General features: G+C 45.9%; 26 protein-coding genes, 1 tRNA gene and 4 pseudogenes. 23 read left to right on the top strand and 8 right to left on the bottom strand.

What is annotated here, in order from left to right; genetic code table 11:
• Positions 1-26: 26 nt before the first annotated feature.
• From EC604_RS30495 to EC604_RS11070, 4 genes and pseudogenes are all read left to right on the top strand, one after another.
• A pseudogene (locus tag EC604_RS30495) lies at positions 27-346 on the top strand (hypothetical protein); the annotation flags it as partial.
• Positions 347-604: 258 nt separating this feature from the next.
• Positions 605-820 (top strand): hypothetical protein, encoded by a 216-nt coding sequence (locus EC604_RS30500; RefSeq protein WP_240036840.1) that lies wholly within the window; start codon positions 605-607, stop codon positions 818-820.
• 372 nt (positions 821-1,192) lie between these two features.
• Positions 1,193-2,620: an NAD(P)-binding domain-containing protein gene (locus EC604_RS11065; RefSeq protein WP_123064242.1), complete on the top strand. Its 1,428-nt coding sequence runs from the start codon at positions 1,193-1,195 to the stop codon at positions 2,618-2,620.
• A 132-nt stretch (positions 2,621-2,752) separates the two neighbouring features.
• Positions 2,753-3,253, top strand: coding sequence for a hypothetical protein (locus EC604_RS11070; RefSeq protein ID WP_123064243.1), 501 nt, complete (start codon positions 2,753-2,755; stop codon positions 3,251-3,253).
• Positions 3,254-3,438: 185 nt separating this feature from the next.
• On the opposite strand, the pseudogene EC604_RS11075 reads toward EC604_RS11070, so the two are convergent.
• A pseudogene (locus EC604_RS11075) lies at positions 3,439-3,732 on the bottom strand (G1 family glutamic endopeptidase); the annotation flags it as partial.
• A gap of 177 nt (positions 3,733-3,909) precedes the next feature.
• Here EC604_RS11075 and EC604_RS11080 point away from each other — a divergent pair.
• From EC604_RS11080 to EC604_RS11090, 3 genes are all read left to right on the top strand, one after another.
• Positions 3,910-4,656, top strand: coding sequence for a DeoR/GlpR family DNA-binding transcription regulator (locus EC604_RS11080; RefSeq protein ID WP_111273017.1), 747 nt, complete (start codon positions 3,910-3,912; stop codon positions 4,654-4,656).
• Positions 4,657-4,658: 2 nt separating this feature from the next.
• Positions 4,659-5,570 carry a 1-phosphofructokinase gene (pfkB, locus tag EC604_RS11085; RefSeq protein ID WP_123064244.1) on the top strand — a complete coding sequence of 304 codons (912 nt, stop codon included), beginning with the start codon at positions 4,659-4,661 and terminating at the stop codon, positions 5,568-5,570.
• 76 nt (positions 5,571-5,646) lie between these two features.
• Positions 5,647-7,617, top strand: coding sequence for a PTS fructose transporter subunit IIABC (locus tag EC604_RS11090; RefSeq protein WP_123064245.1), 1,971 nt, complete (start codon positions 5,647-5,649; stop codon positions 7,615-7,617).
• Positions 7,618-7,860: 243 nt separating this feature from the next.
• Here EC604_RS11090 and EC604_RS11095 read toward each other — a convergent pair.
• From EC604_RS11095 to EC604_RS11105, 3 genes and pseudogenes are all read right to left on the bottom strand, one after another.
• Positions 7,861-8,250: pseudogene (locus EC604_RS11095) on the bottom strand (alcohol dehydrogenase catalytic domain-containing protein); the annotation flags it as partial.
• 80 nt (positions 8,251-8,330) lie between these two features.
• Entirely contained in the window at positions 8,331-9,494 is a 1,164-nt protein-coding gene (locus tag EC604_RS11100; RefSeq protein WP_123064246.1) for an oxalate decarboxylase family bicupin, read from the bottom strand.
• Between the two features lie 125 nt (positions 9,495-9,619).
• Positions 9,620-10,462: an SDR family NAD(P)-dependent oxidoreductase gene (locus EC604_RS11105; protein WP_123064247.1), complete on the bottom strand. Its 843-nt coding sequence runs from the start codon at positions 10,460-10,462 to the stop codon at positions 9,620-9,622.
• A 204-nt stretch (positions 10,463-10,666) separates the two neighbouring features.
• Between EC604_RS11105 and EC604_RS11110 the strand changes: the two genes are divergently transcribed.
• The 4 genes from EC604_RS11110 (at position 10,667) to EC604_RS11125 (ending at position 14,658) form a co-directional block, all read left to right on the top strand.
• Positions 10,667-11,101, top strand: a complete 435-nt coding sequence (locus EC604_RS11110; RefSeq protein WP_240036812.1) for a MerR family transcriptional regulator — start codon at positions 10,667-10,669, stop codon at positions 11,099-11,101.
• A gap of 62 nt (positions 11,102-11,163) precedes the next feature.
• Positions 11,164-12,072: a LysR family transcriptional regulator gene (locus tag EC604_RS11115; RefSeq protein ID WP_123064249.1), complete on the top strand. Its 909-nt coding sequence runs from the start codon at positions 11,164-11,166 to the stop codon at positions 12,070-12,072.
• Positions 12,073-12,136: 64 nt separating this feature from the next.
• Entirely contained in the window at positions 12,137-12,871 is a 735-nt protein-coding gene (locus tag EC604_RS11120) for a spermidine synthase (RefSeq protein WP_123064250.1), read from the top strand.
• Positions 12,872-13,035: 164 nt separating this feature from the next.
• Positions 13,036-14,658 (top strand): sensor domain-containing diguanylate cyclase, encoded by a 1,623-nt coding sequence (locus EC604_RS11125; protein WP_123064251.1) that lies wholly within the window; start codon positions 13,036-13,038, stop codon positions 14,656-14,658.
• Between the two features lie 66 nt (positions 14,659-14,724).
• Here the strand turns inward: EC604_RS11125 and EC604_RS11130 are convergent, their stop codons facing one another.
• Positions 14,725-15,717 (bottom strand): Gfo/Idh/MocA family protein, encoded by a 993-nt coding sequence (locus EC604_RS11130; RefSeq protein WP_123064252.1) that lies wholly within the window; start codon positions 15,715-15,717, stop codon positions 14,725-14,727.
• A 222-nt stretch (positions 15,718-15,939) separates the two neighbouring features.
• On the opposite strand from EC604_RS11130, the gene EC604_RS11135 reads away from it, so the two are divergent.
• A tRNA-Leu gene (locus EC604_RS11135) sits at positions 15,940-16,024 on the top strand.
• Between the two features lie 147 nt (positions 16,025-16,171).
• Here EC604_RS11135 and EC604_RS11140 read toward each other — a convergent pair.
• Both EC604_RS11140 and EC604_RS11145 read right to left on the bottom strand, forming a co-directional pair.
• A complete protein-coding gene (locus EC604_RS11140; RefSeq protein WP_123064253.1) occupies positions 16,172-16,363 on the bottom strand; it encodes a hypothetical protein in 192 nt (63 codons plus the stop codon).
• Positions 16,364-16,595: 232 nt separating this feature from the next.
• Positions 16,596-17,192: a helix-turn-helix domain-containing protein gene (locus EC604_RS11145; RefSeq protein ID WP_090920440.1), complete on the bottom strand. Its 597-nt coding sequence runs from the start codon at positions 17,190-17,192 to the stop codon at positions 16,596-16,598.
• 448 nt (positions 17,193-17,640) lie between these two features.
• On the opposite strand from EC604_RS11145, the pseudogene EC604_RS11150 reads away from it, so the two are divergent.
• From EC604_RS11150 to EC604_RS11190, 9 genes and pseudogenes are all read left to right on the top strand, one after another.
• A pseudogene (locus EC604_RS11150) lies at positions 17,641-18,057 on the top strand (phage holin family protein); the annotation flags it as partial.
• Between the two features lie 298 nt (positions 18,058-18,355).
• Positions 18,356-18,643: a Dabb family protein gene (locus EC604_RS11155; protein WP_123064255.1), complete on the top strand. Its 288-nt coding sequence runs from the start codon at positions 18,356-18,358 to the stop codon at positions 18,641-18,643.
• A gap of 174 nt (positions 18,644-18,817) precedes the next feature.
• Complete coding sequence (locus tag EC604_RS11160; protein ID WP_123064256.1) at positions 18,818-19,273, top strand: DUF86 domain-containing protein; 456 nt, start codon at positions 18,818-18,820, stop codon at positions 19,271-19,273.
• A gap of 17 nt (positions 19,274-19,290) precedes the next feature.
• Positions 19,291-20,193 (top strand): DUF4261 domain-containing protein, encoded by a 903-nt coding sequence (locus tag EC604_RS11165; protein ID WP_123064257.1) that lies wholly within the window; start codon positions 19,291-19,293, stop codon positions 20,191-20,193.
• 184 nt (positions 20,194-20,377) lie between these two features.
• Positions 20,378-20,836: a YtxH domain-containing protein gene (locus tag EC604_RS30985; RefSeq protein ID WP_123064258.1), complete on the top strand. Its 459-nt coding sequence runs from the start codon at positions 20,378-20,380 to the stop codon at positions 20,834-20,836.
• A gap of 223 nt (positions 20,837-21,059) precedes the next feature.
• The gene (gene racE, locus EC604_RS11175; protein ID WP_123064509.1) at positions 21,060-21,869 is read left to right on the top strand and encodes a glutamate racemase; all 810 of its coding nucleotides are present in this window, start codon (positions 21,060-21,062) and stop codon (positions 21,867-21,869) included.
• Positions 21,870-22,157: 288 nt separating this feature from the next.
• Complete coding sequence (locus EC604_RS11180; protein ID WP_429350604.1) at positions 22,158-23,399, top strand: M14 family metallopeptidase; 1,242 nt, start codon at positions 22,158-22,160, stop codon at positions 23,397-23,399.
• A 281-nt stretch (positions 23,400-23,680) separates the two neighbouring features.
• Positions 23,681-23,983 carry a heme biosynthesis protein HemY gene (locus EC604_RS11185; RefSeq protein WP_090920458.1) on the top strand — a complete coding sequence of 101 codons (303 nt, stop codon included), beginning with the start codon at positions 23,681-23,683 and terminating at the stop codon, positions 23,981-23,983.
• Positions 23,984-24,004: 21 nt separating this feature from the next.
• A complete protein-coding gene (locus EC604_RS11190) occupies positions 24,005-24,226 on the top strand; it encodes a DUF1450 domain-containing protein (protein ID WP_123064259.1) in 222 nt (73 codons plus the stop codon).
• 105 nt (positions 24,227-24,331) lie between these two features.
• On the opposite strand, the gene EC604_RS11195 is transcribed toward EC604_RS11190, so the two are convergent.
• Positions 24,332-24,778, bottom strand: coding sequence for a hypothetical protein (locus EC604_RS11195; RefSeq protein ID WP_123064260.1), 447 nt, complete (start codon positions 24,776-24,778; stop codon positions 24,332-24,334).
• Positions 24,779-24,938: 160 nt separating this feature from the next.
• On the opposite strand from EC604_RS11195, the gene EC604_RS11200 reads away from it, so the two are divergent.
• Both EC604_RS11200 and EC604_RS11205 read left to right on the top strand, forming a co-directional pair.
• Entirely contained in the window at positions 24,939-25,220 is a 282-nt protein-coding gene (locus EC604_RS11200; protein WP_123064261.1) for a hypothetical protein, read from the top strand.
• A gap of 134 nt (positions 25,221-25,354) precedes the next feature.
• Positions 25,355-26,185, top strand: a complete 831-nt coding sequence (locus EC604_RS11205; RefSeq protein ID WP_123064262.1) for an aldo/keto reductase — start codon at positions 25,355-25,357, stop codon at positions 26,183-26,185.
• Positions 26,186-26,496 lie beyond the last annotated feature (311 nt).

Below are 26,496 nucleotides of genomic sequence, written 5' to 3' on the forward strand. Positions count from 1 at the left end.
TTTTAGTTAAAAAAAATAAATCTCATATAAAGAATAAACATAAAGCTAAAAGAAAAAGGAGATGTGATCCTCTTTATTTACGGGGACCAAGAGGGTATCCAGGGATAAAGGGGGCAACAGGTGGAACCGGAGCTACTGGAGTGGCTGGAGTAACGAGTGTGAGGGGAACAACTGGAGTCAAGGGAGAAATTGGGGCAACAGGTGCGACCGGAGTTATTGGAGATGCCGGAGCCACAGGTGTGACGGGATCGACTGGAGCTACCGGTGCGACGGGCACAGTAGGAGCCCCACCGGAGCCACGGGTACAACAGGAGCCACCGGAGCGACTGGTCCTAATGTTGCAACCGAAGGCTTTTCGGCTTTTCTCGCCAATCTGACTACGTCTACAAGTACACAATTAACAAACTGGTCGACAGCCAGTCCGTTCTACACTAGTCCTAACTTTAATGCAACAACAGGCAATTATACGATTCCAACGACAGGAAGGTATTCAATTGAAGCCACAATTAACTATGCAACAACCGCGGCCATTGCTCTTTCTCTGGGTGCAGGAGTAAATCCGGCTTTTCTGGTTCAGAGAACATCGCCAACCGTAACAACATTAGTGAGTGGATTGTTGCCCGTTCTGAATGTAGCTGTTACGTTGCTTACCCTTAGAGCTGTGCTCGGTAGCAGTTCTGTTACATTAGCGGTGGAAGTGGCTTTAAATGCAGGCGACGTCATTGGGCTGTTCTATGCTGCGAATGGCCTTACCATTTCACTCAACTTAGGTAGTGGTTCGACGAACGGGATTTTCTGGTCTGTTCATCAGATGACTTAGGCACGCCTATATAAAAGGTCATGTAAGAGGGAAAAAGATAATTTGGCAGAATTACAACAAAGGGGAGTCACAGAAAAACAGGCTTGGAGCAGATCTGAGTCTGTCTTTTTGTATGCTCTCCAGTTATCTTCATTGAATAAAGAGCATCTCAGCTCTACTTTACAACATAGTAATCTTCTTTAGTATCAAGAAACAAGTATACCCATCATTTTTAGGTTGAATGACAATTACGTTTCTGTTAGCTTCCCCTACTGGATTTCAACTCATATAATAACGCTAATTCTATTCGGATATTGCAATGCAACCTAGAGATAAGTATGTATGAATGCAACGGAGCCTGTTCTAGATAGATCATGAAAGGGTTGGTGAAGTATGGGCCTCGAAGCTTTGAATGAACGTGTGAAGCATGATTTAGCTTATTTATGTTTTGGAGGTACCAGCTGGGTTCGTACAAGAGAGCATGCAGAGGGGCATGTCTATGATGTTGTTATTGTAGGCGGTGGACAGAGTGGCCTTGGGGCCGCATTTGGACTTTTGCGCGAACGAATCTCGAATATTCTGATCATCGACGAAAATGTGGCTGGACAAGAAGGACCATGGGAAACTTATGCACGTATGGTAACCTTACGGACACCAAAACACCTAATTTCTATCGATTTAGGGATTCCATCGCTGACGTTTCGTGCATGGTGGGAGGCTCAGGCAGGTGTTGAGGGATGGGAGAAGATCGATAAAATTCCTCGCGGAGACTGGATGAATTATTTGCGTTGGTATCGGGAAATCCTGGACCTTCCAGTACAGAACGAAATTAAGTTGAATCTCATTGAGCCTGGACGGGAGGGAATCCATCGGCTACATGTAATCGAAAAAGGAAGTCGTGAAAAGCACATTTTGGCTCGGAAAGTTGTGCTTGCGACCGGTATTCAAGGAGGCGGCGAGTGGCATGTACCCTCACTAATCTCAGATCATCTGCCGCGAGATTTGTATGCCCATACTTCAGAAGGGATTGACTTTGAGCGGTTAAATGGAAAAAAGGTGGCAGTGCTCGGCGGTGGGGCCTCGGCTTTTGATAATGCAAATCACGTGCTGGCCTCAGGTGTGGCTGAAGCTCATGTTTTTGTCAGACGTGCACAATTACCACGTGTCAATCCCATTCGCCAAATGGAACAATCCGGCATGATCGAGCGGTTTCACGCTTTGCCTATTGCGGATAAGTATCAGGTGATATCTCACTTTTTCAAATATAATCAGCCACCTACCAATGATACGTTCAACCGCGCTGCATCTTGGCCTGGATTCGAGCTGCATCTGGACTCGCCTTGGTTAAGCGTGCAAGCTACGGATCAAGGGGCAAAGGTTGAAACTCCCCATGGAAGTTATACATTTGATTTTCTTATTATAAGTACAGGTCTGCTCAGCGATCCCGCTCTTCGTCCTGAACTGCAACTCGTGGATCAGCATATTGCTCGCTGGCAAGATTGTTATGAAGCCCCGTTGGAAGTTCGGAATGCCCTACTTGATGCACACCCTTTTTTAACGCCCGGATTTGCAATGACCAGTAAAAGTGAACAGGGAAAAGCGCTACTGCATGGCTTGTTTATATTCAATTATTCGGCACTGGCCAGTTGTGGGTTGTCTGCTTCAGCGATATCGGGCACCAGAAGCGCTATTCCCAAACTGGTTTCAGGTATAGCCGATCAATTGTTCCTCGATGACCGGGAGGAGACACTTCGTGAGTTTTATGATTACAATGAAGCGGAGTTTACGGAGACATGGGCGAAACGCCCGGTTCTTGGCTGATGCAACCCTATGATCGTTTTCGTGCAGCAGGTGAAGCTGCACGTTTTTTTTGTTTTTTTACAATGTGACTTACACTCGGTGTTGATTTGTTGTAAAATGTCGTTTGGATCATGTTAAAGGCAGGGATAAGAAATGGAACAAAAGAAACAAATAAAACAAATGAATTATGAGCAATTCAGGGCTCATGTGAAAAAGGCATCACGTATACGCAATGTACCTCTAATCAAAATTGTAGCTTTTCAAGAGAAATTTATGAAAATTGAGGAAGTGCAGTTCTATGATGTAGAGCAAAATTTTATGAGTGTACAAGCTTGTAATACGTTGTGGATGAACCTTGAGAACAAATCATTCCGTAATATGGTGTCCCAACCATTACAGGTTTATCGGCAGATGCCTAATCTTGGGCGGCTTTCTTTCGAGAATCTGATCCGAGAATTATATGACACCGCTGTACCGATCCTGATTGATTATGATCCTGATGAATATTATACGCTGGAACAGTTAATGGAGATATTGGCAACGGATGAGGAGAAGCTGATCGAGCAACTGGAGATGGGAAGATTCAAGGATGCTTTTATTAATGAAGAAGGTAAATGGTTGAAACCAAAGCCGGAAGTGGGAACCACGGAGTGAATGTAGAAATACACCCGTATTATACAAAAACGTCAAAATCCTGCAGCACTGCCACCAGAAGCGGCGGTTGTTGCAGGATTTTTAACGACAAGTCTTACTGAGCACGACGAACTACAAATCCATCTCTGCAACCATTGGGAGATCCGGGTATCGATAAGACACGCTTGCCCTGAATCAGGATTCCTTTATCTCTGGCACAGAAGGCGGGTGATCTTAGTAATGCTACCGCGCATACAGTCACCGGGGCAAACCGGATGGGGGATGATCGTTTCGGTTTCCGGCAGAATCCCCCACCAGGCATAATAGACGGGTTTGCCTTTTAGCCAATTATGGCTTGTTCCTGTCTGAATCAGATTTTTGTTTGCAAAACCGTCGATACCAATCCATGCAGATGAATACGAGCGGCGTGAAGAAGGAAGAACATATGGAACAGTCGACTCCGCAGAGATTCGTCTGTAGGATTGCCTTAATTTTCTTTTTACATAACCACTGGGACTAGATTATCAGATGCGTGCTATGGACTATTGGATAGGGACACTTGGACAATCAAATCAGTCGAATGGTGAAAGAATTTGAAGGTTTTTAAATTATTTTGAATGAAAATGATTGTTTTTTGCGGGATTTATGATACTATAGAAGCAGTTGGAGGAATGCATATGCTGACTGAAGAACGATATGCCGCAATTGTAGAACGCTTACATTTGCAGGGCATTGTGAAGTTGCAAGAGCTTGTTGATGTGTTGGGTGTTTCTGAATCCACGATTAGAAGAGATTTGATTGATCTGGAAAGCCGTCAGATGCTCAAACGGATTCATGGTGGTGCTTCACTGGTGAACGAAAAATCATTAGAACCAGGCATGGAGGAAAAAACGTTCAAAAACATTCAACAAAAGACAGTGATTGCCCGGCTGGCAGCGCAGGAAATCCAGAATGGAGAGTGCATCTATCTAGATGCCGGCACAACAACACTCGCTATGATCCCTTTTATAGAAGCCAGGGATGTAACAGTGGTGACCAATGGACTGTCCCATGTGGAGGCGCTGGTAAGCAAACGAATTCGCAGTTACTTGCTGGGTGGCATGATGAAAATTCATACCAAAGCGGTGATCGGCAGCATTGCGCTGCAGAACATGGACAATTTCCGATTTGACAAGTGTTTTCTAGGAAGTAACGGAGTAGACCCGGAAATGGGGTATACAACTCCTGATCCAGAGGAAGCCTTGATTAAGAGGCGTGCACATCAATTGTCAGGGAAATCTTATGTGCTGGCTGATTCCAGCAAAATTGGGGATATTACTTTTGCCAAATTGTTTGATTTGGAGGAGGCCGATCTGATTACGGAGCGAATGCCAGAACATTGGCGGACGGTAATCACCCAGAAAACTAAAATAATTGAGGGATAGCGATGATATATACGATAACACTCAACCCGTCCATTGATTACATCGTCGAAGTGCACGATTTGAAGCTTGGCGGGCTTAACCGCATGAATCGGGATTTGAAACTACCTGGCGGTAAAGGCATTAACGTTTCCAGAATTCTGAATCAACTCGGTGCTGCGAACACAGCTATCGGATTTTTGGGTGGATTCACGGGACGTTTCATTAATGACAAGTTGCAGGAAGATGCGATTCAAACAGATTTTGTCACCATTGCAGATGACACTCGCATTAACATCAAGCTGAAGCATGGAGATGAGACAGAAATTAACGGTCTTGGACCAGCGATTCGAACAGAAGAGGCCGAGCAATTATTGAATAAACTGTCTTCTTTGCAAAAAGGAGATATCGTCATTCTCTCTGGCAGCGTTCCGCCATCACTTGGTTCAGACTTCTATGATCGTCTTATTCATGTATGCAAGCAGACGCAAGCCGAGTTTGTTATTGATACTACAGGACCTGCACTGATGGAAGCACTTGTTCATCAGCCGCTGCTGGTGAAGCCGAACCATCATGAACTAGCTGAATTGTTTGGCGTAACCATTGAAACCCGTGAGGAATTGGTCGCCTACGGACGTAAATTGCTCGAAGCAGGTGCCAAACATGTGTTGATCTCCATGGCTGGAGAAGGAGCATTGTTTATCACCGAGACAAATGTCTATCACGCAACTGTACCTAAGGGGACTGTGAAAAATTCCGTTGGTGCAGGTGATTCGATGATTGGCGGATTTGTGGGTACCTACGTGCTGCAGGGAGACTTGCTTGAAGCATTCCGTGCAGGGGTAGCTTCCGGCAGTGCGACAGCCTTCTCGGATGACCTCGCTACACGTGAGTTTATTGACGAATTGCGTAATCAGGTGACGATTACAACGCTTTAATAACCATGAATAACTTGAACAACGGATATAAGGCCTGCTATGTGCAGGCCGACCGAACTTAAGGGAGTGTTCCAAGATGAAAATCACTGACTTAATGATCCAGGAAACGATGATTATGGATCTGCAAGCAACCACGAAAGATGAGGCAATCGACGAACTGATCGCCAGTCTTAACCAAAGTGGACGTATTAATGATCCAGCTTTGTTTAAAGAAATGATTTACAAAAGAGAAGCGGAGTCCAGCACAGGCATCGGCGGCGGTATTGCTATGCCACACGCCAAAACCAAAGCGGTTAATGAACCAACGGTCGTTTTTGCAAAAAGTAAACAGGGTTTGGACTTTGAAGCATTGGATGACGAGCCTGCTCATATCTTCTTCATGATTGCAGCACCAGAAGGCGCAGGCAATACACATCTTCGCACACTAGCGGCTCTTTCAAGGCTGTTGGTTGATAGCGATTTCATCGCTGAACTGATGAACACGAATACGCCTCAAGAAGTTAGCGCTTTGTTTGATGCGAAACAAGCGGAAGCTGCGGAGAAGGAAGCTGCGAAAGAGAAAGCTAAAGCAGAGAGAGAAGCACAAGCATCTTCGACTGAAAGTGGTGCTAACAACGTGAAAAACAACTCCGGTGTCATTGTTGGAAACGCAAATACAGAAGATTTTGTTGTTGCTGTTACAGCTTGTCCAACAGGGATCGCCCACACCTTTATGGCTGAGGATGCTTTGAAGAAAAAAGCCCAAGAGATGGGCATCAACATTCGTGTGGAGACCAACGGTTCCGAGGGCGCACAAAACGTATTGACAGCTGATGAGATCGCTCGTGCCAAAGGTGTCATCATCGCTGCTGATAAAAATGTAGAGATGGCTCGTTTTGACGGTAAACCGGTTTTGCAAAGACCCGTAAGTGACGGTATTCGTAAATCCGAAGAACTGATCCGCAAGGCGGTTAATGGTGATGCGCCAATCTATCGCAGCCAAGGTGGCAACGCCAAGGATGAGGGTACAGGCGATAGCAAGATAAGCGTGGGAAGCAAAATTTACAAAGATTTGATGAACGGCATTTCACACATGCTGCCATTCGTTGTCGGCGGTGGCATCCTGCTTGCGATCTCCTTCTTGTTTGAACAACTTGCAAGTCCTGAAAATCCAATTGTACAATTGCTGCAAACCATTGGTGGAGGAACAGGCGCGTTCCATTTCCTCATTCCTATACTTGCCGGATTTATTGCGATGAGTATCGGTGATCGTCCAGCCCTGATGCCTGGTATGGTTGGTGGTTTGATGGCTGTAAACTCGAATGCAGGTTTCCTTGGTGGTCTAGCGGCCGGTTTCCTTGCGGGTTATGTTGTCATTGGATTGCGTAAAGCGCTGAAAGGTCTGCCCAAAGCCATTGACGGCTTGAAACCGATTCTGCTCTATCCGGTTCTTGGTTTGCTGATCGTTGGTACGATTGCTTATTACATTTTTGATCCGGTTTTCGGAGCTTTGAACACATGGCTTGTAGATGCACTTGGTAATTTGGGTACAGGTAACAAAGTATTGCTTGGTTTGTTGCTTGGCGGTATGATGGCGATTGATATGGGTGGTCCGTTTAACAAAGCGGCTTATACTTTTGCGATTGGTGTATTTACATCCAGCGGAAATACAGACGGTGCTTGGATGGCAGCGGTTATGGCAGGCGGTATGGCTCCTCCACTCGCGATTGCACTTGCAACAACGTTCTTCAAATCCAAATTCACGGAACAAGAACGCAAATCCGGCTTGACAAACTATGTGCTTGGTCTTTCGTTTATTACAGAAGGTGCAATTCCATTTGCAGCGGCTGACCCGCTTCGTGTACTGACTTCCTGTATTATTGGTTCTGCGGTAGCAGGTGGACTTACACAGCTGTGGAATATCAACGTACCAGCTCCACACGGTGGTGTCTTTGTAGCACTCTTGGCTAACCACACCATATTGTTCCTGCTCGCAGTTGTTATTGGTTCTGTCATCTCAGGTCTCATTCTGGGATTGTGGAAGAAGTCACCTGCGCTTGTTAAATAATAAAATAGGTTAATGTAAGTTCAGGTGAACTTGCTATACCAATGGTGAAACGATGATCAACTCTAGGCATCTCCCCAGTGAAATTTTCATTGGAGGGATGCTTTTTTATGTTTGTTGTTTTGTTTGGAGAGGGGTATGGTAGCGAATACCTACGAGTTGGAGAAAATTCAAGAGCAAAAAAGCAGACCTCCTTTTTAAGAGATGTCTGCTTTTATTGTTTATTCCTGATCTTGATTCCTTCATTTTGGCTCCTTTCATCCAGGCAAACTTTTGCGTCATTATCCCGATGGGGCCACTGCCAAGTACAGTGACGGTATCCCCAGGCTTGACGCCGGCATTTTCAACACTCCAGTATGCCGTCGGCAACACATCGGAAAGGAACAACAAGACGACTCGATCCCCTTTTTTCACTCGTGTAACTTCAGGTCCGACTTCTTCTACAATGCCCATCGGTTCGTGACCGATTACATAGTCTTTTGCAGCAGGAAGCGCGCCTTGATAGATATGCAAATCCGATCCACAGATCGCCGTTGAAGTAATACGAATGATAATGTCATCCTGCTGTTACAGTGTCGGATCTTCGACCTGTTTCAGCTGAATGTCCTTGATACCCTGAAACGTAACGGCTTTCATCTTCATGTTCCTCCTTGGTCTTTGTGGGTTTCTCCCCCTTTTACCCCATTTTCACGAAAATGATATAGGTTCATACTAGTTTATACGACAGGCCATTTCACTTTTCGTAACGCATCGAGCAGTTCTGGAGGAGCGTTCAGATTGTCTCGTACCAGATCACGCGGTGTTAGAGCCATCCATTGATTGAGAGAGACATCCTCAAAACGGTCACTTCGGAATATTTCCAAAAACCATAATGTGTCTTTACCGGTATTTTGTATATAGTGCCCCATGGCAACGGGAACATATCCTACATCTCCAGCCCGGTAATCAAAGGTGCGTGCGATACCATTGCCACCAAAGACGGTCATTCTGCCTTCACCCGTCAAATAGTACTGCCATTCATCGGCATTGGGGTGCCAGTGCAGCTCACGCATCGCTCCAGGTTGGATCTCGACTAGCGCTGCAGCGACTGTAGTGGAGATCGGAAAGTTGGTGGAATCAACGATGCGCACACTTCCTCCAGGTGTGATCAAAGGTTCCTGTGCAAGCAAACGATAGGTAAACGGAAGAGGAACGGTTCCGTAGGGGGATTGAACGCGCTGGCTTTCAAGTGAACCGGGTACATTATCTTGAAAAATATAAACCTGTTCCTTGGGCATCGACTGGAAGGCCGACTCAGGAACGCCAAAATTCAATGATAGTACCTCTGGTGGCGTATGGGCAAACCAGTCCGAGATAGATAATGTATTCAGGTCAGAGAAGTTTCCATCATCGAATACCAATAAAAATTCACACCCGTTCTCTAATCCTTGAATCGAATGAGGAAGTCCTTTTGGGAAAAACCAAAGATCACCCGGACCGACATCAGCGATAAAGTTTCGCCCGTTCTGATCCACAGAAGTGATCCGGGCTGTACCCCAGATCATATAGGCCCATTCCGATTGCTGATGCCAGTGCAGTTCGCGGACGCCGCCTGGAGTCAGGCTCATATTCACACCAGCAAGCGTAGTGGCAACAGGCAGATCACGCACCGTAATTTCACGTGACCAGCCGCCGTGATTAAGCTGCATATGAGTGTCAGAGAAGGACATCCTGAGGTTAGGTAACAAGCCATTGTCTGTCTTAGGTGGCACAAGCATATCGGGATTTTGCTTGTCTCTTAACACGTCTCTTGGTCCATAATCCGGGCCGCCTGCCCCGTCGCTTCGAATAGGCTGGGGGATAATAAACGGCTGAGCACTGGGTTGTTTTTCTTTACTCATCCTGATGTCTCCTTCCGATATCTGCCGCAATCCGCGTCATGTGGATTTATCACTATGCTTACACCTATGAAGGCAGGCTTGGAAAATATGAAGGACAAAGATAAAAAAGACCTGACCCTATTCGGTCAAGTCCAGTTCTCCTCATAGATTTCATGCACCCGTTGAAGTACAGCAGAGCTTTGCTCGTGAAAACGAAGGCGTGCTGCCTTATTGTTAACCAGAAACGCACCGGAATCATGCTTCACGCTTCCGAGCACCGCGTCATGAAGCAGTGATGCACCTCGACTCGGGTGAGAGAAGAATAGCTTCATAAGAGGTTTGATATAGAAGGGCAAACCGGATGTTTTGTTGCTTCTTAGCGTGTTGTTTCCACCGGGATCAACACTAAGAAGCCGAATGCCATCCACCATAGCACTGGATGCTGCCTCAGCTGTCCATAATGAGAGAGCAAGCTTGGACGCAGCGTAAGGGCCAAACAGCTTTTTGAACGAAGTTGGCCGTTCCAGTGTATCAAGGTCGAATGTCTTCATCATGCGAAAAGCAGTTGAGGAGGTGTTCACTACGGTTTTCATCTTCCCTTGGCGGAGCAACTCATACAGTTCCCGATAAATGATATAAGGAACCACCGTCTGAAGCTCAAAATGCAGCTCCCGCCCCTGATCGGAGTATTGAAGGGTTGATGTGCTCCCGCCTGCATTGTTGAACAGGACGTCAATGGTATCGGTCTGTGATCGAATCTGGTCCAGTGCTGAGCGAAGGCTGGCATAATTCGTGAAATTGGCTTGAACGGCTCGCAACTGACCTGAGCTTAATGCGGACTGAATTACACGATCGTCTGCTGGAAACGCGGAGCGGTTAAGACCGATAATCTGCCATTGATTCGGTAGAAGCTGCTTTGTAAGCTCCAGGCCGATGCCTGAAGATGAGCCTGTGATTACGGCAGTGCGAAGCGGATTTACTTGGTTCATTTAGATGACCTCCTCATGTATTCGAGTTATATCAGAATCAATCGGTGTGCAATACAAAGAGCAAGTGAGTTTACCGATTAATCTGCACGAGAGGTCATTCTACAATTTGGAGCAGGCTCCAAGTCAAGAGTAGATTTCAGGCTTGACTTGGAGCCAGCTCCAAGTTATATGATAGAGAGAAGTATGGGTATGGGAGGGCTAATGATGAGTGAGCAAAGTATGTTCTCCATTCATGAGACATCGGAGCGGTCGGGGTTATCCAAAGATACCATCCGTTATTACGAGAAAATTGGTCTGCTTCCCCGTGCGGAACGTAAAGCAAGTAGCCACAGGGTCTATTCGGAACAGGACATCCAGACGATGAGTCTGATTACTTGTCTGAAGAAAACGGGCATGTCTCTTGAGGAGATGAAGCCATTTCTTCGGATGTCGCTGGAGTCGGATTTGAACGATTTCCCGGAGGAACGGGAGATGCTCGTCAATTATCAGAAAAAAGTAGAAGAGCAGATCACCTCTCTGCAGCAGGTCGTTGATTTTATTCAGAATAAGCTTGAGCAGCGCAGCATGTTTCCTGAGCAGTGTTCGCTGGAAGCAGAGAATCTAGTGACAGGGATCGCCAAAAAGAAAACTTTCTCTTGATGGAATATGACATGTAATGGAATATAAGATGTACGAAGGATATGGGGAAAAGGAGTCAAGTGATGACATTACAACAACTTAAATATGTAATCGAGGTCGCCACACACGGATCGATGAACGAAGCCGCCAAACGTTTGTTTATCTCCCAACCGAGCTTATCGAATGCGATTCGCGATCTTGAACAGGAGCTTCGTATTACCATTTTTGAACGGACCAATAAAGGCATTACTCTTTCCAAAGAAGGAGTGGAGTTTCTAAGTTATGCACGTCAGGTTGTCGAACAGGCCGAATTGCTGGAGAATCGTTATCTGAATGCGAAGCCTTCTCCGCAGCATTTTTCGGTATCCACCCAGCACTACGCTTTTGCCGTGAATGCATTTGTAAGGCTTGTTCAGCAGCATGGTCATGATGAATATGAACTTGCACTGCGCGAGACTAAGACGTATGAGATCATTCAGGATGTAAAAAGCCTTCGGAGTGAGATTGGCATCCTCTATCTGAACGAATTCAACAGCAAAGTCATCAACAAATTGTTGAAGGATGCCGGACTTGTGTTTACAAGCCTGTTTACAGCGAAACCACATATTTTCATCAGTGTGAACAATCCGCTTGCAAAGCAGGAGTCCGTGGCTATTGAGCAGCTTCAGGATTATCCTTACTTGTCCTTTGACCAGGGGGAGTATAATTCTTTTCATTTTTCCGAAGAAATTCTGAGTACGTTATCTCATCCGAAAAGCATTCAGGTGAACGACCGGGCAACTTTATTTAATCTGCTTATCGGTCTGAACGGGTATACGATCTCGACTGGAGTGCTTAGCGCCGATCTGAACGGCAACGAGATCATTCCGGTTCCGCTCGAATGTGAAGAGTCCATCAATGTCGGGTGGATTTGCCATAAAAGCACGTCACTTTCCAATCTCGGCGTGGCTTATGTGCAGGCATTACACGAAGCGATTGGTTTGCAAGATTGATTACACAGGTTCTTTGTAATATTGATTTCATAGGTTCAACGTATCATCCGAAGGGAGCAGGAAGTTGAGAGTACTATACCGGAATAAAAGTGAGCAGCATGAATTGACTGTGTACGAGACGAAAAGGCTTTACGGGGAAAAAGGACATTTTCGCGTATTGCAGTTCTCCAATGATGCCGTGCAGGGGGCGATTGATTTAGAGCAACCTTCCAGAATTGTTCTAGAGTACCCGAGGGCCATGCTGCACCTGATGGAGCGAAATAATCCGCATTACAATCGTGTATTCGTCGTGGGGCAGGGTATTGGCACAATTCCTTCATATCTGTCTGATCGACAAGTTAAAGTGGCGGAGCTGGATACAGAGGTTGTGGAAATCAGTCAGCACTTTTTTGGATACAAAGGGTCACCCGTCCTGGTGGGTGATGGACGAGAACTGCTGGAACGAGAGCAGACTGCGACGTACGATTATATCGTTATAGATGCATTTACGGCAACGGGCACACCAGAACAGTTTACAAACCGTTCTTTTTTTAACATGGCAAAAGACAAACTGTATGCGGGTGGTGCTGTGCTGCTTAATGTGTTTGGACGTTCTGGAAACGATCAGCTTGTCAATGCAATCTACACAACGCTTGCAATAGAATTTCCCTATGTCCGTGCCTTTGCACTTCCGGCCGAGACCAATGACGTCCAGAATCGCATATTGATGGGCAGTCTTCGTCCAATTGATGTTCGGATGAGGTATATGGCGGGCTTTGTGGAGCAAAACCTGGAAGAGGGTTATATCATTGAAGGATAACTAGATGAAGAGAATTCGCTGATTTCCCGGAGGTAGTATTTTGTCATGAATTCGTCAATCCTATAAATAAATGTTAAGATATCTCGTTCTCTTCATTGTTTCTTAACAACTTTATTATATGATGATATAGGTATGCTTTTTTATGAAAATCCGGGGGAAGCAAAATGATTGCAAATAAAAAAAAATCCAGATTACGCAGAAAAGTAAAGAAGTTCAAAAAAGTCAGTCTTGCCGCATTGTTTGGTGGTTTCGTTACCATTTCCGTATTAATGACGCTAACGATCATGGTAATTACCTCGTATACCACACAGAAACAATCTCTTATCAACAATACTCTCTCGGTTAACTATGCGAGTGCTGTACAGATGAGTCAAACGTTAAACTCCTTATTTGAATCCATGAAAAAAAGCTTAAAGTATGGAGCCGCACATTTCAAAGACGTCGATTTCAATGATATGGAGAAGCTGAACACTGCGCTGGATCTCATCCATAATAGCAGTGATTATTTTAACGCTGTGGTTTTGACAGACAAGATGGGGCTTGTACTGTCGAGATCACCGTATTCTCAGGCCAGCATTGGTAGACATGTGAGCTCCGAGGCGGCCAAAGCGGCGATCAAATCAAAAGCCGCATACGTATCGGATGCCTACCTCACACCGCGAACGAATCGTAGAATTGTTTTTCTCAGTGAACCGATTGTTGATCCGGTGGGGAAGTTCAAAGGCATGATTAGTGGCAGCATCTATTTGCAGGAAAATAATATACTCGATTTGTCGTTTGGAAGTCAACTTAAAACCGATAACGGAACATACTTTTTTATAGTTGACCATAAAGGAACGTTGCTTTTTCATCCCAACGTCAGCCGAATTGGCAGAGATATTAGGGATAATACCGTGGTGCAGAAACTGATAAAAAATCAGACAGGTCAAGAGCAATATACGAATTTGGATGGGATTAATACGCTTGCAGGATATTACAAAGTTCCAGCAACCGACTGGGGAGTGGTTGTCGTATCTCCAACCCAAATCGTATATGATCAGTTAAACCGTCAGATTGGACTGTTGCTGCTTTACATAGCTGTGCCGTTTATATTGTTGACTCTAATTGTGTTAAGAGTTGCGCGGAAGCTGGTACATCCGTTTGTATTCTTGGCTGATCTTGTGCAGCAAGTGGACAAAGGGCGGGTGGAGTTACCTGTCGTGAAGCCGCATTGGAACAGGGAAGCTGATTTGCTTACCCGAACAGTTCTTGGAGCCCTGGCAAGTTTCAGAAACAAGACGGATCAGTTGGTGTATGATGCGAGAACGGACGCATTAACAGGTTTGAATAATCGCAGAACCTTTGAGGAAGTGATTCAGGCATGGACTCATGATGAGAATCCATTTGCAATCATTGTTCTCGATATCGACCGCTTTAAGTTAATTAATGATACCTATGGTCATTCGACCGGAGATGAGGTTTTAAAACAGATCGCGAAGTTGATTCAGATGTCTGTAAGGCCTGAGGATGTTTGTTTTCGGTTTGGCGGTGAAGAGTTTGTTGTACTGTTGAGGGATTATGATTCGAAGAAGGCGTATGAGATAGCCGAACGCATTCGGATTTCGGTTGAAGAAAGCGTGCTCGCTGTTGATCGTACGGTTACGATATCCGCAGGCATTGCTGAATTTCCAATGCATTCCCGCTTGGAAACGGAATTGTTTCATCTTGCAGATAATGCGCTCTATCTGGCCAAAGAAGAGGGGCGCAATCGGACCGTTATCATTCAGACGGTGGAACAAGCAGAATAGTAGCACTGAAAACAAAGGAAGAGAAGAACCCGAACAGACCCTTATGGACAGGGTCTGTTTCTGTTTCTATATGAAAGATGACAGGATTCGGTCACATAAAGCCATCGTGCGAACATTATCACGGGCGCTTGAGAGTGGAACGGCCCCCGTCTGACAGCAGGTCATAAAGTGTCTCATTTCGCCTACAAAACCACGCAGATAAAGATCCCTATGGGCACCAGACATTGGCGTGCCGGAAGGTGTGTATACCGAGTCGTGTTCTCCAAGGGACTTCCATGGAAGCTGATTTCCTCTATAAGTTTCATGGATTGTAAGTTTGGTGATCTCATCGGCTAGTGCAAATCCGTGCTCAAAAGTAACTAGAACACTTTCGCTTTCACGTGACCATGCACTCATTCCTGTAAAATAGGCACTGCCCGTAACACCTTGATCAAAAATCAAGGAAATGCTCTGGTTAATATGATTTCCGTCTCTTACAGTAGTTCCGGTTACTTGCGTGACTTCGCCAAATAAATAGCGCATGAGATCCACCATATGTATGGCAGCAAGTTTTATGAACTGTTCTTCATTTTCGCAAAAGGGCGTGCTATCTACGGCAAATTTCATCTGGAACGAGCGCACTTTACCGAGTGTTCTCTCATCAATGAGTGCCTTGAGTTTCTGATAAATCGGAGCATAACGTTTCATAAAACCGACCATGACCACAACATCAGCCTGATCTGCTGCTTCGGCCACCTTTTCGGCTTCTTCTGCAGTCCAGCCGAGAGGTTTGTCCACATAGACATGTTTACCGGCCCCAATGCATTCCAGAGCAAGTTTGGTTTGATCCGCAGGCTGAGCAACGACGACGACCCCGTCACAGGTTTCCTGCTCCAGCATTTGGCGAATATGATTATAGGCTTGACCGGAACTGCCAAAGCGCACCAGGGCCGCCTGAGAACGTTCGAGATTCCTTGTAGCCACAGCCTGAATGGTTGCGCCTGCTTCGATCGCTGCAGGGTAAATATTCGTGGAGGCATGAAATCCAGCACCAATAAAACATAGTTTTGAATTTTGCAAATCAAAGACTCCTTCGTTGGTTTATATGCTTTATTTCAGTATGAAATTTCTATTGATAAACATAGCCGGTTTGGATTAGTGAAAAAAGGACATATGTCCCTCTATAGGGTTGAAAAAAGTTGTTGCATTATAAATTTGAAGCATGTATACTCTGAATTACGGTAAAACAAGGAATTGCTTCACCGGAATGCTTTTCATCGATGATGAAGAGATACATAATATGCGGTCGTGGCGGAATTGGCAGACGCGCACGGTTCAGGTCCGTGTGGGCTAACCCCCCGTGGAGGTTCGAGTCCTCTCGACCGCATAACAAAAAAAGGTTTGTACGTTGCCCGGTTGGGAAGTGTACAAGCCTTTTTTTTGTTTGCTTTTCTTTGTTAAGGGAGAGGGCTGAGCAGAAGTTAGGGATTCGTTACCTGCTGTGTAGTACAGTGTAGGACCGCGTTAGATGAAATTAACGTTCCTGAATCCGGTTATACCAAATTTTACTGGTCAGCAAACCTGAAAGAATACCAGCTAAACCGCATAGAGCAACACTAAGCATTAACTGAACAGGGGAGAAACGAAACAGAAACGCGATTCCGCTGCCAAAGGTGGTTCCTGCGAGAAAGCCCAAGGCGATCCCCAGATGTTTGGAAGTTTTCATTTTATTCACCTGCTTCTAAAATAAAAGTATGGAGTGGTTCATTTTTGGATCAGGATAGTTGGTTGTTTGCGTACGTATCCAACATTTATGTAATGTAATGATTCGTTCGCTGTACAGTTTCATTTTGTAGTTTTTTTAGGTGAATTATGCATCGTTCATCATTCTGGCGTATCCAATTTAAATAGGCTCTGGCCCCCGAGAGGGGCGCAGAGCCTATTGGCTGTTCACTGTTTTATTGATTTCGACGATCCTTAAGAATGACATCTGCGAACAGAATAGTTTTCGGGATGCGGAAAAATTGTTCCGCTTGTTCCTGAAACGCGGCAGAAGGCAGCGTCCCCTGATGCAGCCATTTGCGGAAAGTGCCGGGATGAACCCCGATCCAGTGGCTGACATCTGTCACCGACAAATCATGGACCATACACAGGCCGGTCAAAATACGGTTACTCACTGGAGAGCGGGTTACCGTCCGCTTCATAAAGCGGGAAGGCTCAGGTTGACAGATGACAGGACTATTGCGCACAACCTCTTCATTAAAAAGAATATGGCGCGGGTAGCCTAGCAACTGACAGGTCTTGTCCAGATTGGTACTGCCGGGTATTCGCCCTTCATACACCCACGCGCTTACACTGCGTGAGGAGATCGAGAGGTCTTCAGCGAGCTGAGACAATTTAATATCGTTGGCCATCAGCACGGCAAGAAGAACACGATTGCGGATTTGACAGCGTGTCGGTTTGCGGAACCGTTTAACACGGACACCTTTTCCCAAATATTTACGGTTGATCAGAGACCACGCCTGGATGGAATGTTGTTCTGGTTGATTAGGCATATTTCCTCCGATTTTTTTAACCAAATACTACAATAAATAAAGGGGTACTTTCAAGTGCCGCAATTACTGGTTTGAAAACCGCTTGTGCGTCATTCTACATGAAAGAGGGAACTATGAACTAGACCTCTTGCGAAACACATCCTAGTATATTCCTAGATTACAATGATTCACTAAAAAAGATGGAATGAATTGTACGAGATCACAAATTAATTAGTTCTATATACCTATTACTGGGTCTTTAGAACTTTTGTGTTGTTTTTGTTGATTTCATGCTGTTTTCCACCTGAACTCTCACTCTATTTGTGAATCTGCTTTTGGTGTTCAACCCAAAAAGGTGCACAAATCTGAAATGATAAATCCGCATGTTCAGCAAGACAGATGAACGGTCACAATCTCTCATTCTCACATATATTGTAGGGTGCTCAAACCAAGAAAGAACAAGGGAGAGGTGAGGAACGTGAGCCCAGCGGTGAGTTCGGTTACTGCTATTTCGGGAGCGGTTGTGACGTTCGCTTTTGGCGGGTGGGATCAGCTGCTTAGTCTGCTTGCGATCGCAATGGCCATTGATTATGTTACAGGTCTGGCGGCGGCGGTGAGAACGGGAACGGGATTGAACAGTAACATCGGCTTCTGGGGACTTGCGCGAAAAGGGCTAATGCTGACCGTTGTTCTGCTTGCTCACCGTATTGATCTGATTATGGGAACCGATATTATTAAGGGAGGAGCTATTTATTTTTACTTGGTCAATGAACTAATCTCAATAACAGAGAATTATGCTAGGATTGGACTGCCTTTACCTACCAAGCTCAGACAGGCTATCGCAGTACTTAAGAAACAAGAGGAACAGAATAGTCTGCCTGACCGGGAATGGAACATGCCTCAGCCAACTTCTGCTAGCCCTTCCTCCGTGAAAGAAGACGTTCAAACAAAAGAAGATGTTCAAACCGTGCAAGGTGAGGAGAAGGAGCCTGAGGATGGGGGAGTGTCCTCTGATACGTCGGATAAGTCGAAATTAACCAAGGATCAGCATTAGATTTATTATCACAGTTCGGGAAACGCATACAATGCATCCTTTCGTATTAGACGGTGATATGATATATTTTGGATACACGAAACATAGCTAATAGGTTCTAGTTATTAATTCAAACGAGGTGTTTGCCCAGATGATTAAGCATATTGTCCTGTTCAAAATGAAAGATCGTTCCGCAGAAAGTATTGAGGCCGCCGCCCAGGTTCTGCGTAATCTGGAAGGTAAGATTGATGTTCTCATGTCGCTTGAGGTAGGTATCGATGTTCTGCGCTCGGACAGATCGTTTGACATTTCACTGACGGCGGAATTTGCTTCGCTGGAAGATCTTCAAGCGTATCAGGTTCACCCGCTCCATCAGGATGTCATCAAGTATATGAATGAAGTCAGAGAACAATCCATTGCTGTTGACTATGTGATCTAAGGTTTTACACATTATATTCTGGATTTGAAGGGGAATCTTCATGAGCGATTTAAGAGACGTTATGGAATTTTTATATATTTTTGTTGTGTTTCTGATCGCTTGCCCTGTCATGATCTTCTGGCTTAAGCGCAGAGGAAAACGAAACCGATAACTCACTGAACGGGAAGTGAATGAATGTATTATGTGAACAGGGAGCAGATCGCTCGCCGGCTTGATGCGATACCGGAAGTTGCTGAAGGGCTTCGGCAGGTTGTACAGGCCTGGGATGGTGGTCTGGTATTGGGGATGGTGCAGGAACGTTGTCTGCATCTTGCCATTGAGATTGTGACTGATGTGGGCAGTTATCTCATTGATGGTTTCATTATGAGAGATGCAAGCAGTTACGATGATATTATTCAGATTAATTATGAAGAGAACGTATTTGATGAATCAACGTACGGTGTTTTGCGTCAACTTGTTACGTTGCGTAAACCGCTTGTGCAAGATTATTACAGCTGGCAACGAACCGTGTTGAATTCACTTAGTGCAGCCTTGCCGGATGTGCTTGAACAGTTCTCCGGCCAGGTAAGCACTTATGTGGAAAAAGAACTTGGACCGTTTCAGGGAAATGAAGGCCAAGTGACAGAGTAAGGAATGAGGGAAGTTGTATGGAGAAAGATTCGAAAGGGACAGATCAAGGAAAGCTGGAAAGCGACGAGATGTCTTCGGGTTTTCATCCCGTTTATATGGTGGAGTTCCTGTTTAATGAAAAGCCGGACGTGAATCGGCAGGTTTTACAGGAGGCGCTCATTCATCGGACGGGGCAAGGGAGACTCGATGTAAAGCAGGAGGAAAAGGAACAGGGAACACAGGAGATGCTGGTGTTTTACCATATGGCACATAAAGTGGCTTTCCAGGAAGGCAGTATTCCTGCTCAGACTTGTTTCCTGCCCGTACATGAGATTGTGGAGCGTGCACGTTTTGGAGGGGCTTTGCAGCAAGCTTGGCATTGGCCTGAAGCGGGACAAGCTTTAGCTTCTGCTCGATATTCGCTTCGGATTCATGATATGTTTACTGCTGCCATGCCGCGTAAACAGCGTCTGGACTTGTTCCAGAAAACGGTGCTGGCTGTATTGGACACGCTGAATTGTGATGCGCTTTACTGGTACGGCAGTGACAAACTGGTTGAACCTGAAGCTTATAAGCAATCCCAGGAACGCGAGGAGCATCTCTATGCCGCAATGAATGTGCGGATGTATCAAGCGGGGGGGACGGAGCAACAGCGAGAGCTGGTTATGGATACCGTAGGTTTATCTGCGCTTGGCGTGCCTGATGTGCAATGTCACTTTACTGGACTTGACCCCGATACAGTGGCTCAGACACTGCTGGGTGCTGCGTATTACATATTTGATCAGGGGGATGTATTACAGGATGGTCAAACCTTGGGCTCGTCCGGTGGACAGCGCTGGCGCTGTGAGCATCAGTTTGCTTTAATTGCACCAGGGCGATATGTGGTAGATCTGAATCCGGGAGAAGAGCATGCTGTACCTGCGCCTCAGGCAGTCCGGTAAAATAAGAAGACGATGGGCATGTTAACCCGGAGCGGCTTTTGTTCCGTTTTTTTTCAATCTGGAGTGTCAGGCCAAGCCCATCTTGCTTATAATGCATGAACAGAGTAGGCATTGGCCCAGATGAACAAATCCTATCGTTGATTCATAAACCGATGTCTAATCCAATGAAAAGGAGAGATGCATCATGAAAGATTCGAACAAAAGCTTGTTGTGGGGGGCTTTAATCGGCTCCGTCGTTGGTTCGGTCACTGCACTGCTGCTTGCACCAAAATCAGGACGTGAATTGCGTCAGGATATCACCGAGGGTGCACGTCAAGTCACAGACAAAGGTCAGGAATTGGCTGTAAAAGTGGGAGAGCAAAGCTCGCAGATCGTATCGAAAGTGAAGGAAACGGCGGATGTAGTCATTAAGGATATCCAGTCCTGGCGTTGTTCTTCGGACGGTAAAGAAATTCGGATTTCTGCTGCAATTGCAGATGCGGATAAAGTTGAAGGTGTACAGGGGCGTGTGCAGCCTGAGATCCAGGTTCAAGAGCAAGCAGAGGATGCAGTACAAACTCAAGGTTTGAAATTGGTGCCAGTAGAGCAGGGGAACGAAAATATTGTGAAGCTTACAACCGATGAGTCCAAAGACGAAAACTAAGCAATGCGGGTTTAGCAGGCTTTCCCCAATCGGGTGGAAAGCCTGCTTTGTTGTGTGCTCATGCTCTGCATGACAACAGGATTTATAACCTTAAATTTGAACCCGGCGATGAAATCGGGTAAGATGTAGGTACCTTTTTGCCGGAAATTTCATAGGGTAGGTAGAAAGCTTTTTTGGTATGCATGATCAGAATGAATTTAATGAAGAAGGAAGCGGTGTGTTCGTGCAGCAAGCTATTGCTATATTAGACTCCGGTGTAGGGGGATTGACCGTTGCGAAGGAAGTGATGCGTCAGCTCCCGCGGGAAAAGATCATTTATTTTGGGGACACTGCCCGGACACCGTACGGACCCCGTTCGTCCGAACAAGTGAAACAATTTACGGAGCAAATCGTTGATTTTTTGATCCAGTTTAATCCGAAAGTGATCGTGATCGCCTGTAATACGGCCACAGCCGCCGCACTGGAATATATCCGTGCGAAGGTGAACGTTCCTGTTATTGGGGTAATCCATCCTGGTGCAAGGGCAGCCATTATGGCGACACGCACGGGGCGGATTGGTGTCATTGGTACTGTGGGAACGATCGGAAGTGGGGCGTATACGTCCGCACTCAAGCAGCTGTCTCCTTATGTGGATGTGGTCAGTCAGGCTTGTCCCGCACTGGTGCCGCTGGTGGAGAAAGGTGAATTTCGTTCCGAACATACAACGCATACGGTGGACCAAGCGCTTGGAGATATTAAAGGACAGCCTATTGACTGCCTGATTCTTGGCTGTACTCATTATCCGTTTCTGATGGATACCATCCAGGATGTTATGGGCCAGGATGTAAAGCTCATCAGTTCAGCCGATGAAACAGCGAGAGAAATCAGTACCATCTTATATGATAAACGCAAGTTGGCAAGCGGAGACGAAACGCCTGTGCATCAGTTTTTCTGTACAGGTGATCCACGCATGTTCCAGAATATTACGAAGCAGTGGCTGGGAGAGCAAATTTCCAAGACACCTGTCGTCTGGCAGGTCACGCAGTTGTCGTAATTGCTGTCACGAAATGACTTTGAAATCATCATTTGTAGGAATGGAAAAAGGATTTAAGCCGCATTCATATTTGTAATTTTGCTTCGGTGCCCGGACCTGTAGAGGTTCGGGCTTTTATATTTTTCCTGAGCACGGTGTAACCTTGGTCTGCTCTGGCGGCTAGAACATCTAACATCGAAGTCTGCGAACGATGTCACATGACGGACAACCGTGCTCGCATACGATAATACAGAGCCGAGTAGGCGAGAACCCAAGTGGGAGAATAAGACCTGTGGAAGGGAGAACAACATGGAACTGCAATGGATTATCGTGAAAACAGGTGACACGTTACCGCGAATTGCTTCGGCATATCGTATGACTAAAGCATTGTTGTGTGCGTTGAATCCCGAAGCTGCAGCGCAGCCTTACTTGCTTGCGGGTCAGATGCTGCGTGTGGTGCCTGGAACTGGGCGCAGATATGCAGTGCCACCGGGAGAAACGGTGCAGGAAACGGCAGAACGTTTTGGATTATCGGAAGACCAGCTTCGTGAGAGGAATCCCGAAATCTCCAAGGTGAAGGATTGGGGTGGCTGCTGTATATATATTCCTCAGGCTGGTGGGAAAACCATCGTGAACATTGAGGGTGAATATGGATATCGTGAATTGATCAGAGATATACAGCGATTGGAAGTGCAATATTCCTGTGTAGAATCGGGAGAGATCGGTACAAGTGTGATGGGAAAAAAACTGCCCTATGTGCGAATCGGGCAAGGCCCCCGCCATATCCATGTTAATGCATCGGTTCACGCCAATGAATGGTTAACCACGCCTGTTCTCATGAGGTTTATTGAAGAATATGCTGAGGCGTATTCCTCGGACTCGCATTGGCACACTTATGATCCGCAGCGCTGGATGCAAGAAACGACCTTGTGGGCAGTTCCCATGGTGAATCCAGACGGTGTGGAGTTGGTTCAGGAAGGCGTAGTGAATCATCATAAGTATGCTTCTGAATTACTTGCGTGGAATGGTGGGCGGCCACACTTTACACATTGGAAAGCGAACATCAGAGGTGTGGATCTTAATGATCAGTTTCCGGCTCACTGGGACGAGGAGGTTGCGCGCAGGGGTGTTTTTTCGCCTGGTCCAAGGGATTATGCGGGCAAGGCTCCGTTAACAGAACCTGAGGCTCAGGCGCTTGCACGGTGGACGCAGGAACATTCATTTGCTACAGTTGTATCCCTGCACAGCCAAGGCCAAGAAATTTATTGGAATTATCGGGATCTGGAGCCGAGAGAGAGTGCACCGCTGTCGCGTAAGCTAGCAAAGGCATCCGGATATAAAGCGGTAAAACTTGGTGGTAGTGATGCTGGGTATAAAGATTGGTTTATTCAAGCGTTTGGCATGCCGGGCTTCACTGTAGAGGTAGGTCTGGGAGTGAATCCGCTACCTGTGGAGCAATTTGATGACATTTGCGTGGAAGTGGGCATGCTGCTGGCAGAATTGTTATCCCATGGAGAGCGTGAGGCGGGCGCTTCGAGTCAGCAGGCATGAAACGAAACGATCGTTCAGACGTATAACTGGAACGGGCGCTGAAGCGGCGCTCGTTTTTTATCTTTGTAAATCGAAGTTTAATAACCCTGATTCTGATGAATTGGTTTGTCAGCCGAGCTGAACGTAAATATCCTGTGCTGGTGTCCGAAAATATAACTTCATGTTGTTTTCGCATCAATGTTATTGCGATTAGTTGTAACTTTCTTTACAATAGATGCTGGAGTTTAAAATGAATGCTGAAATTGTTGAAACCAGCAATGACAATATAGGAGATGAATTGAATGAACTGCAAAATCACTCGTAACGCAGCGAAAGTGTTGAAGCTTGAACTGGACAAGCCGGAGAACGAAGGTAAACTATTGCGTGTTGTGATTACACATGCACACGGAGACCATGCGCATTACGGACTTGACCTGGATACGCCGGGAGATAATGACACTGTAGTATCTACAGATAAGGGCATTGACGTTATTTTGGAAAATGGACAACCTATGCTCGATGGCGTAAAAATTGATTACCTCTACTTGCCACAAGAAGGATTTGTGATCACGAATCCATCCAAAGGCAACCACGGCGACCACTAAGGGAGCGAAGAAGGGGAACTCATGGCTAACGATATCCGCGTATGCGAAAAATGTAATCATATCCGATTGAAGTCGATTGTGCCTAAGCTGGAGAAGATGGCTCCAGGCACAGAAGTCAAGATCGGTTGTAAATCTTATTGCGGCCCGTGTGCGAAGCGTGCTTTTGTTTTCATCAATGGCCGATACATCAGTGCTCCAACAGAAGAGGAAGTGCTGACGAAGGTTTCCAAGTTCATCAAGTAAGCGTATAGCAAGATGTTTTGACAACTTGCAATGAACTTGCAGTAACGATGCGATATACCTGAAAAGGAGGGGCAGAAGCCTCTCCTTTTTGCGTTTCATTTTGTTTTAGCCCAAGTTTTGATGACGATTCTCATGCGAATGGAGCAAAAATATTTGGAAGGTATCCTCCCGGATTTCAATGGCGATCCTAACCTCTTCTTTATTTAGAACATGAATATGGCCCATCCGTTCCTCCTTTAGTTCCGTCCAACCCGCCTCATGTAACTTTTGAAAATAATCTTCAGGCGGATATAGTCCTTGTTCACCACCGATGTGTTTCAGTTCATACGTTTCGCTTCGAGATTGTGTGGGATGATCGGAATATGCTGCGGATTCAATGAGTATAGCATTGGCAGGCACGGGGATATCCCTATGCAGCGCTGAAGAGACGTATCCTTTGATCTCATAAGTGGAGTTCGTGAGGCGCTGCGTCCAAACAATAAAAAATAGGAGTAACAGAACGGATAGCAATGAAACGGTTAGGAGGCCTAAACGAATCCCCTTTGTACTCAAGTGGCATTCCTCCTGTTTTTTTTGATCTTAAATGCTTCTGTTCTTTTAACGTATCTTGGAAGCATAAAGTTTGAACAAAATTTGAAAAAAAGAATAAGCTTGGCTTGTGCAATCCATGCTAACAAGGTGACAGGAATATGATTCCGAGGAGGAATAACTCATGCCCAAGCGTTATGATTCCAGTTTGCAAGCGAGTACAACCGTATCTCAGGCGCAAAATGCGGTGAACAAGCTTCATTATGCTGTTTCCCAGGCCATGTCCCATCCGAATGCACAGACCATCGTGCAGGCAGAGCAACGGCTGGCTCACACCGAGCAGGCGATGAAGCAGGCGGAGCTGTCTCTGGGTGGACAGGGCTTCGAGTTAGCACAGGAAATGTTCATTGAGGAGAAGAAAAGGTTACATTCACTCCAGAATCAGCACAGGCAAGGGAAGAAGTAAACCGTTCCTGTTACACCGCAAACCTGCAGGCCGTTATGGTCTGCAGGTCTTTTTTTGTTTTTTTTCAGCGCTTAAAATTCTGTCAGAAGGTTAATAGACCGTGAGCAGGCAAAAATCAATACGGGAGGTACAGGATGACCAAACATATTACAGATTGTACAATTCTGAACAACGGAGTGACAATGCCATGGCTTGGAATCGGGACTTATAAGGCGAAGGGAAAAGAAGTGCAACAGGCGGTAGAGACGGCTCTGGAAGTAGGGTATCGGAGCATTGATACCGCGTCTGTTTATGGCAATGAGGAAGAAGTGGGACAAGCCATTGCGAGTAGTGGTGTGGCCCGTAATGAACTATTCGTAACAACAAAGCTCTGGAATGATGATCAAGGTTATGATTCGACGCTTAGGGCGTTTGAAGCCAGCCAGAAGAAGCTTGGTTTAAATGTCATTGATCTATATTTGATTCACTGGCCAGGCCGGGATCAATATAAAGAGACGTGGAGAGCTTTTGAACGTCTGTATAGCGAAGGAAGTGTGCGTGCGATCGGTGTGAGTAACTTTCAGGTACATCATCTACGCGATCTAATAGATGAAGGTGGTACGGTGCCTGCGGTGAATCAGGTGGAACTACATCCGGGACTGATCCAGCAGGAACTTCAGGATTTCTGCGGAGCTCAGGGTATTCAACTTGAGGCATGGAGCCCAATTATGAAGGGTAAGCTGAATCAGGATTCAACTCTCAAGGGACTGGCTCAGAAGTACGGCAAAACGCCGGCTCAGATCATTCTGCGCTGGGACATCCAGAATCAGATTGTGACGATTCCAAAATCAGTGACACCTGAACGAATTCGTGAGAATGCAGATATCTTTGATTTTGAATTGACACCAGATGAACTGAGACAGATTGACGCATTGGATGCGGACAAACGCACAGGGCCGCATCCGGATCAGTTATTCTGGGATTAGGGCGAAGCTAATTTTCCAATTGAATAAGTATGGACGTTGGAGGAAGCGTCGGTGACGAATCGAACATGATATCGACGTTTGGTGAGAGCTCTGGTGACGAATCGTTCTTTCGATCGCTGTTGTTTTCGAATTTCCTTGATTGAAGATTCTAAAGGTTTGAAATTCGAAATCAAAGGCGAACGCTCCGCTTCTACAGAATCGATTTCGTCCCCTCCGCAGCAACGTTTGATAGGGGGAGTCACTTGGAAAAGTAGCTTCGGAGGTCGAGGGCAGTGACAAAACGGAGGGCTTCGCTTCTCCGTTTTGTTCTG

Origin of the sequence: Paenibacillus amylolyticus, from assembly GCF_003719335.1 — a bacterium.
Lineage (GTDB): Bacteria > Bacillota > Bacilli > Paenibacillales > Paenibacillaceae > Paenibacillus > Paenibacillus amylolyticus_D.

Excerpts from the sequence above, each read along its gene's own strand:
- pfkB (WP_123064244.1), top strand. The coding sequence starts at position 4,659 with ATGATATATACGATAACACTCAACCCGTCCATTGATTACATCGTCGAA.
- EC604_RS11140 (WP_123064253.1), bottom strand. The coding sequence starts at position 16,363 with ATGAAAACTTCCAAACATCTGGGGATCGCCTTGGGCTTTCTCGCAGGA.
- EC604_RS11070 (WP_123064243.1), top strand. The coding sequence starts at position 2,753 with ATGGAACAAAAGAAACAAATAAAACAAATGAATTATGAGCAATTCAGG.
- EC604_RS11090 (WP_123064245.1), top strand. The coding sequence starts at position 5,647 with ATGAAAATCACTGACTTAATGATCCAGGAAACGATGATTATGGATCTG.
- EC604_RS11145 (WP_090920440.1), bottom strand. The coding sequence starts at position 17,192 with ATGCCTAATCAACCAGAACAACATTCCATCCAGGCGTGGTCTCTGATC.
- EC604_RS11065 (WP_123064242.1), top strand. The coding sequence starts at position 1,193 with ATGGGCCTCGAAGCTTTGAATGAACGTGTGAAGCATGATTTAGCTTAT.
- EC604_RS11200 (WP_123064261.1), top strand. The coding sequence starts at position 24,939 with ATGCCCAAGCGTTATGATTCCAGTTTGCAAGCGAGTACAACCGTATCT.
- EC604_RS11125 (WP_123064251.1), top strand. The coding sequence starts at position 13,036 with ATGATTGCAAATAAAAAAAAATCCAGATTACGCAGAAAAGTAAAGAAG.
- EC604_RS11105 (WP_123064247.1), bottom strand. The coding sequence starts at position 10,462 with ATGAACCAAGTAAATCCGCTTCGCACTGCCGTAATCACAGGCTCATCT.
- EC604_RS11160 (WP_123064256.1), top strand. The coding sequence starts at position 18,818 with ATGTATTATGTGAACAGGGAGCAGATCGCTCGCCGGCTTGATGCGATA.
- EC604_RS11110 (WP_240036812.1), top strand. The coding sequence starts at position 10,667 with ATGAGTGAGCAAAGTATGTTCTCCATTCATGAGACATCGGAGCGGTCG.
- EC604_RS11100 (WP_123064246.1), bottom strand. The coding sequence starts at position 9,494 with ATGAGTAAAGAAAAACAACCCAGTGCTCAGCCGTTTATTATCCCCCAG.
- EC604_RS11180 (WP_429350604.1), top strand. The coding sequence starts at position 22,158 with ATGGAACTGCAATGGATTATCGTGAAAACAGGTGACACGTTACCGCGA.
- EC604_RS30985 (WP_123064258.1), top strand. The coding sequence starts at position 20,378 with ATGAAAGATTCGAACAAAAGCTTGTTGTGGGGGGCTTTAATCGGCTCC.
- EC604_RS11165 (WP_123064257.1), top strand. The coding sequence starts at position 19,291 with ATGGAGAAAGATTCGAAAGGGACAGATCAAGGAAAGCTGGAAAGCGAC.
- EC604_RS11115 (WP_123064249.1), top strand. The coding sequence starts at position 11,164 with ATGACATTACAACAACTTAAATATGTAATCGAGGTCGCCACACACGGA.
- EC604_RS11185 (WP_090920458.1), top strand. The coding sequence starts at position 23,681 with ATGAACTGCAAAATCACTCGTAACGCAGCGAAAGTGTTGAAGCTTGAA.
- EC604_RS11080 (WP_111273017.1), top strand. The coding sequence starts at position 3,910 with ATGCTGACTGAAGAACGATATGCCGCAATTGTAGAACGCTTACATTTG.
- EC604_RS11190 (WP_123064259.1), top strand. The coding sequence starts at position 24,005 with ATGGCTAACGATATCCGCGTATGCGAAAAATGTAATCATATCCGATTG.
- EC604_RS11205 (WP_123064262.1), top strand. The coding sequence starts at position 25,355 with ATGACCAAACATATTACAGATTGTACAATTCTGAACAACGGAGTGACA.
- EC604_RS11155 (WP_123064255.1), top strand. The coding sequence starts at position 18,356 with ATGATTAAGCATATTGTCCTGTTCAAAATGAAAGATCGTTCCGCAGAA.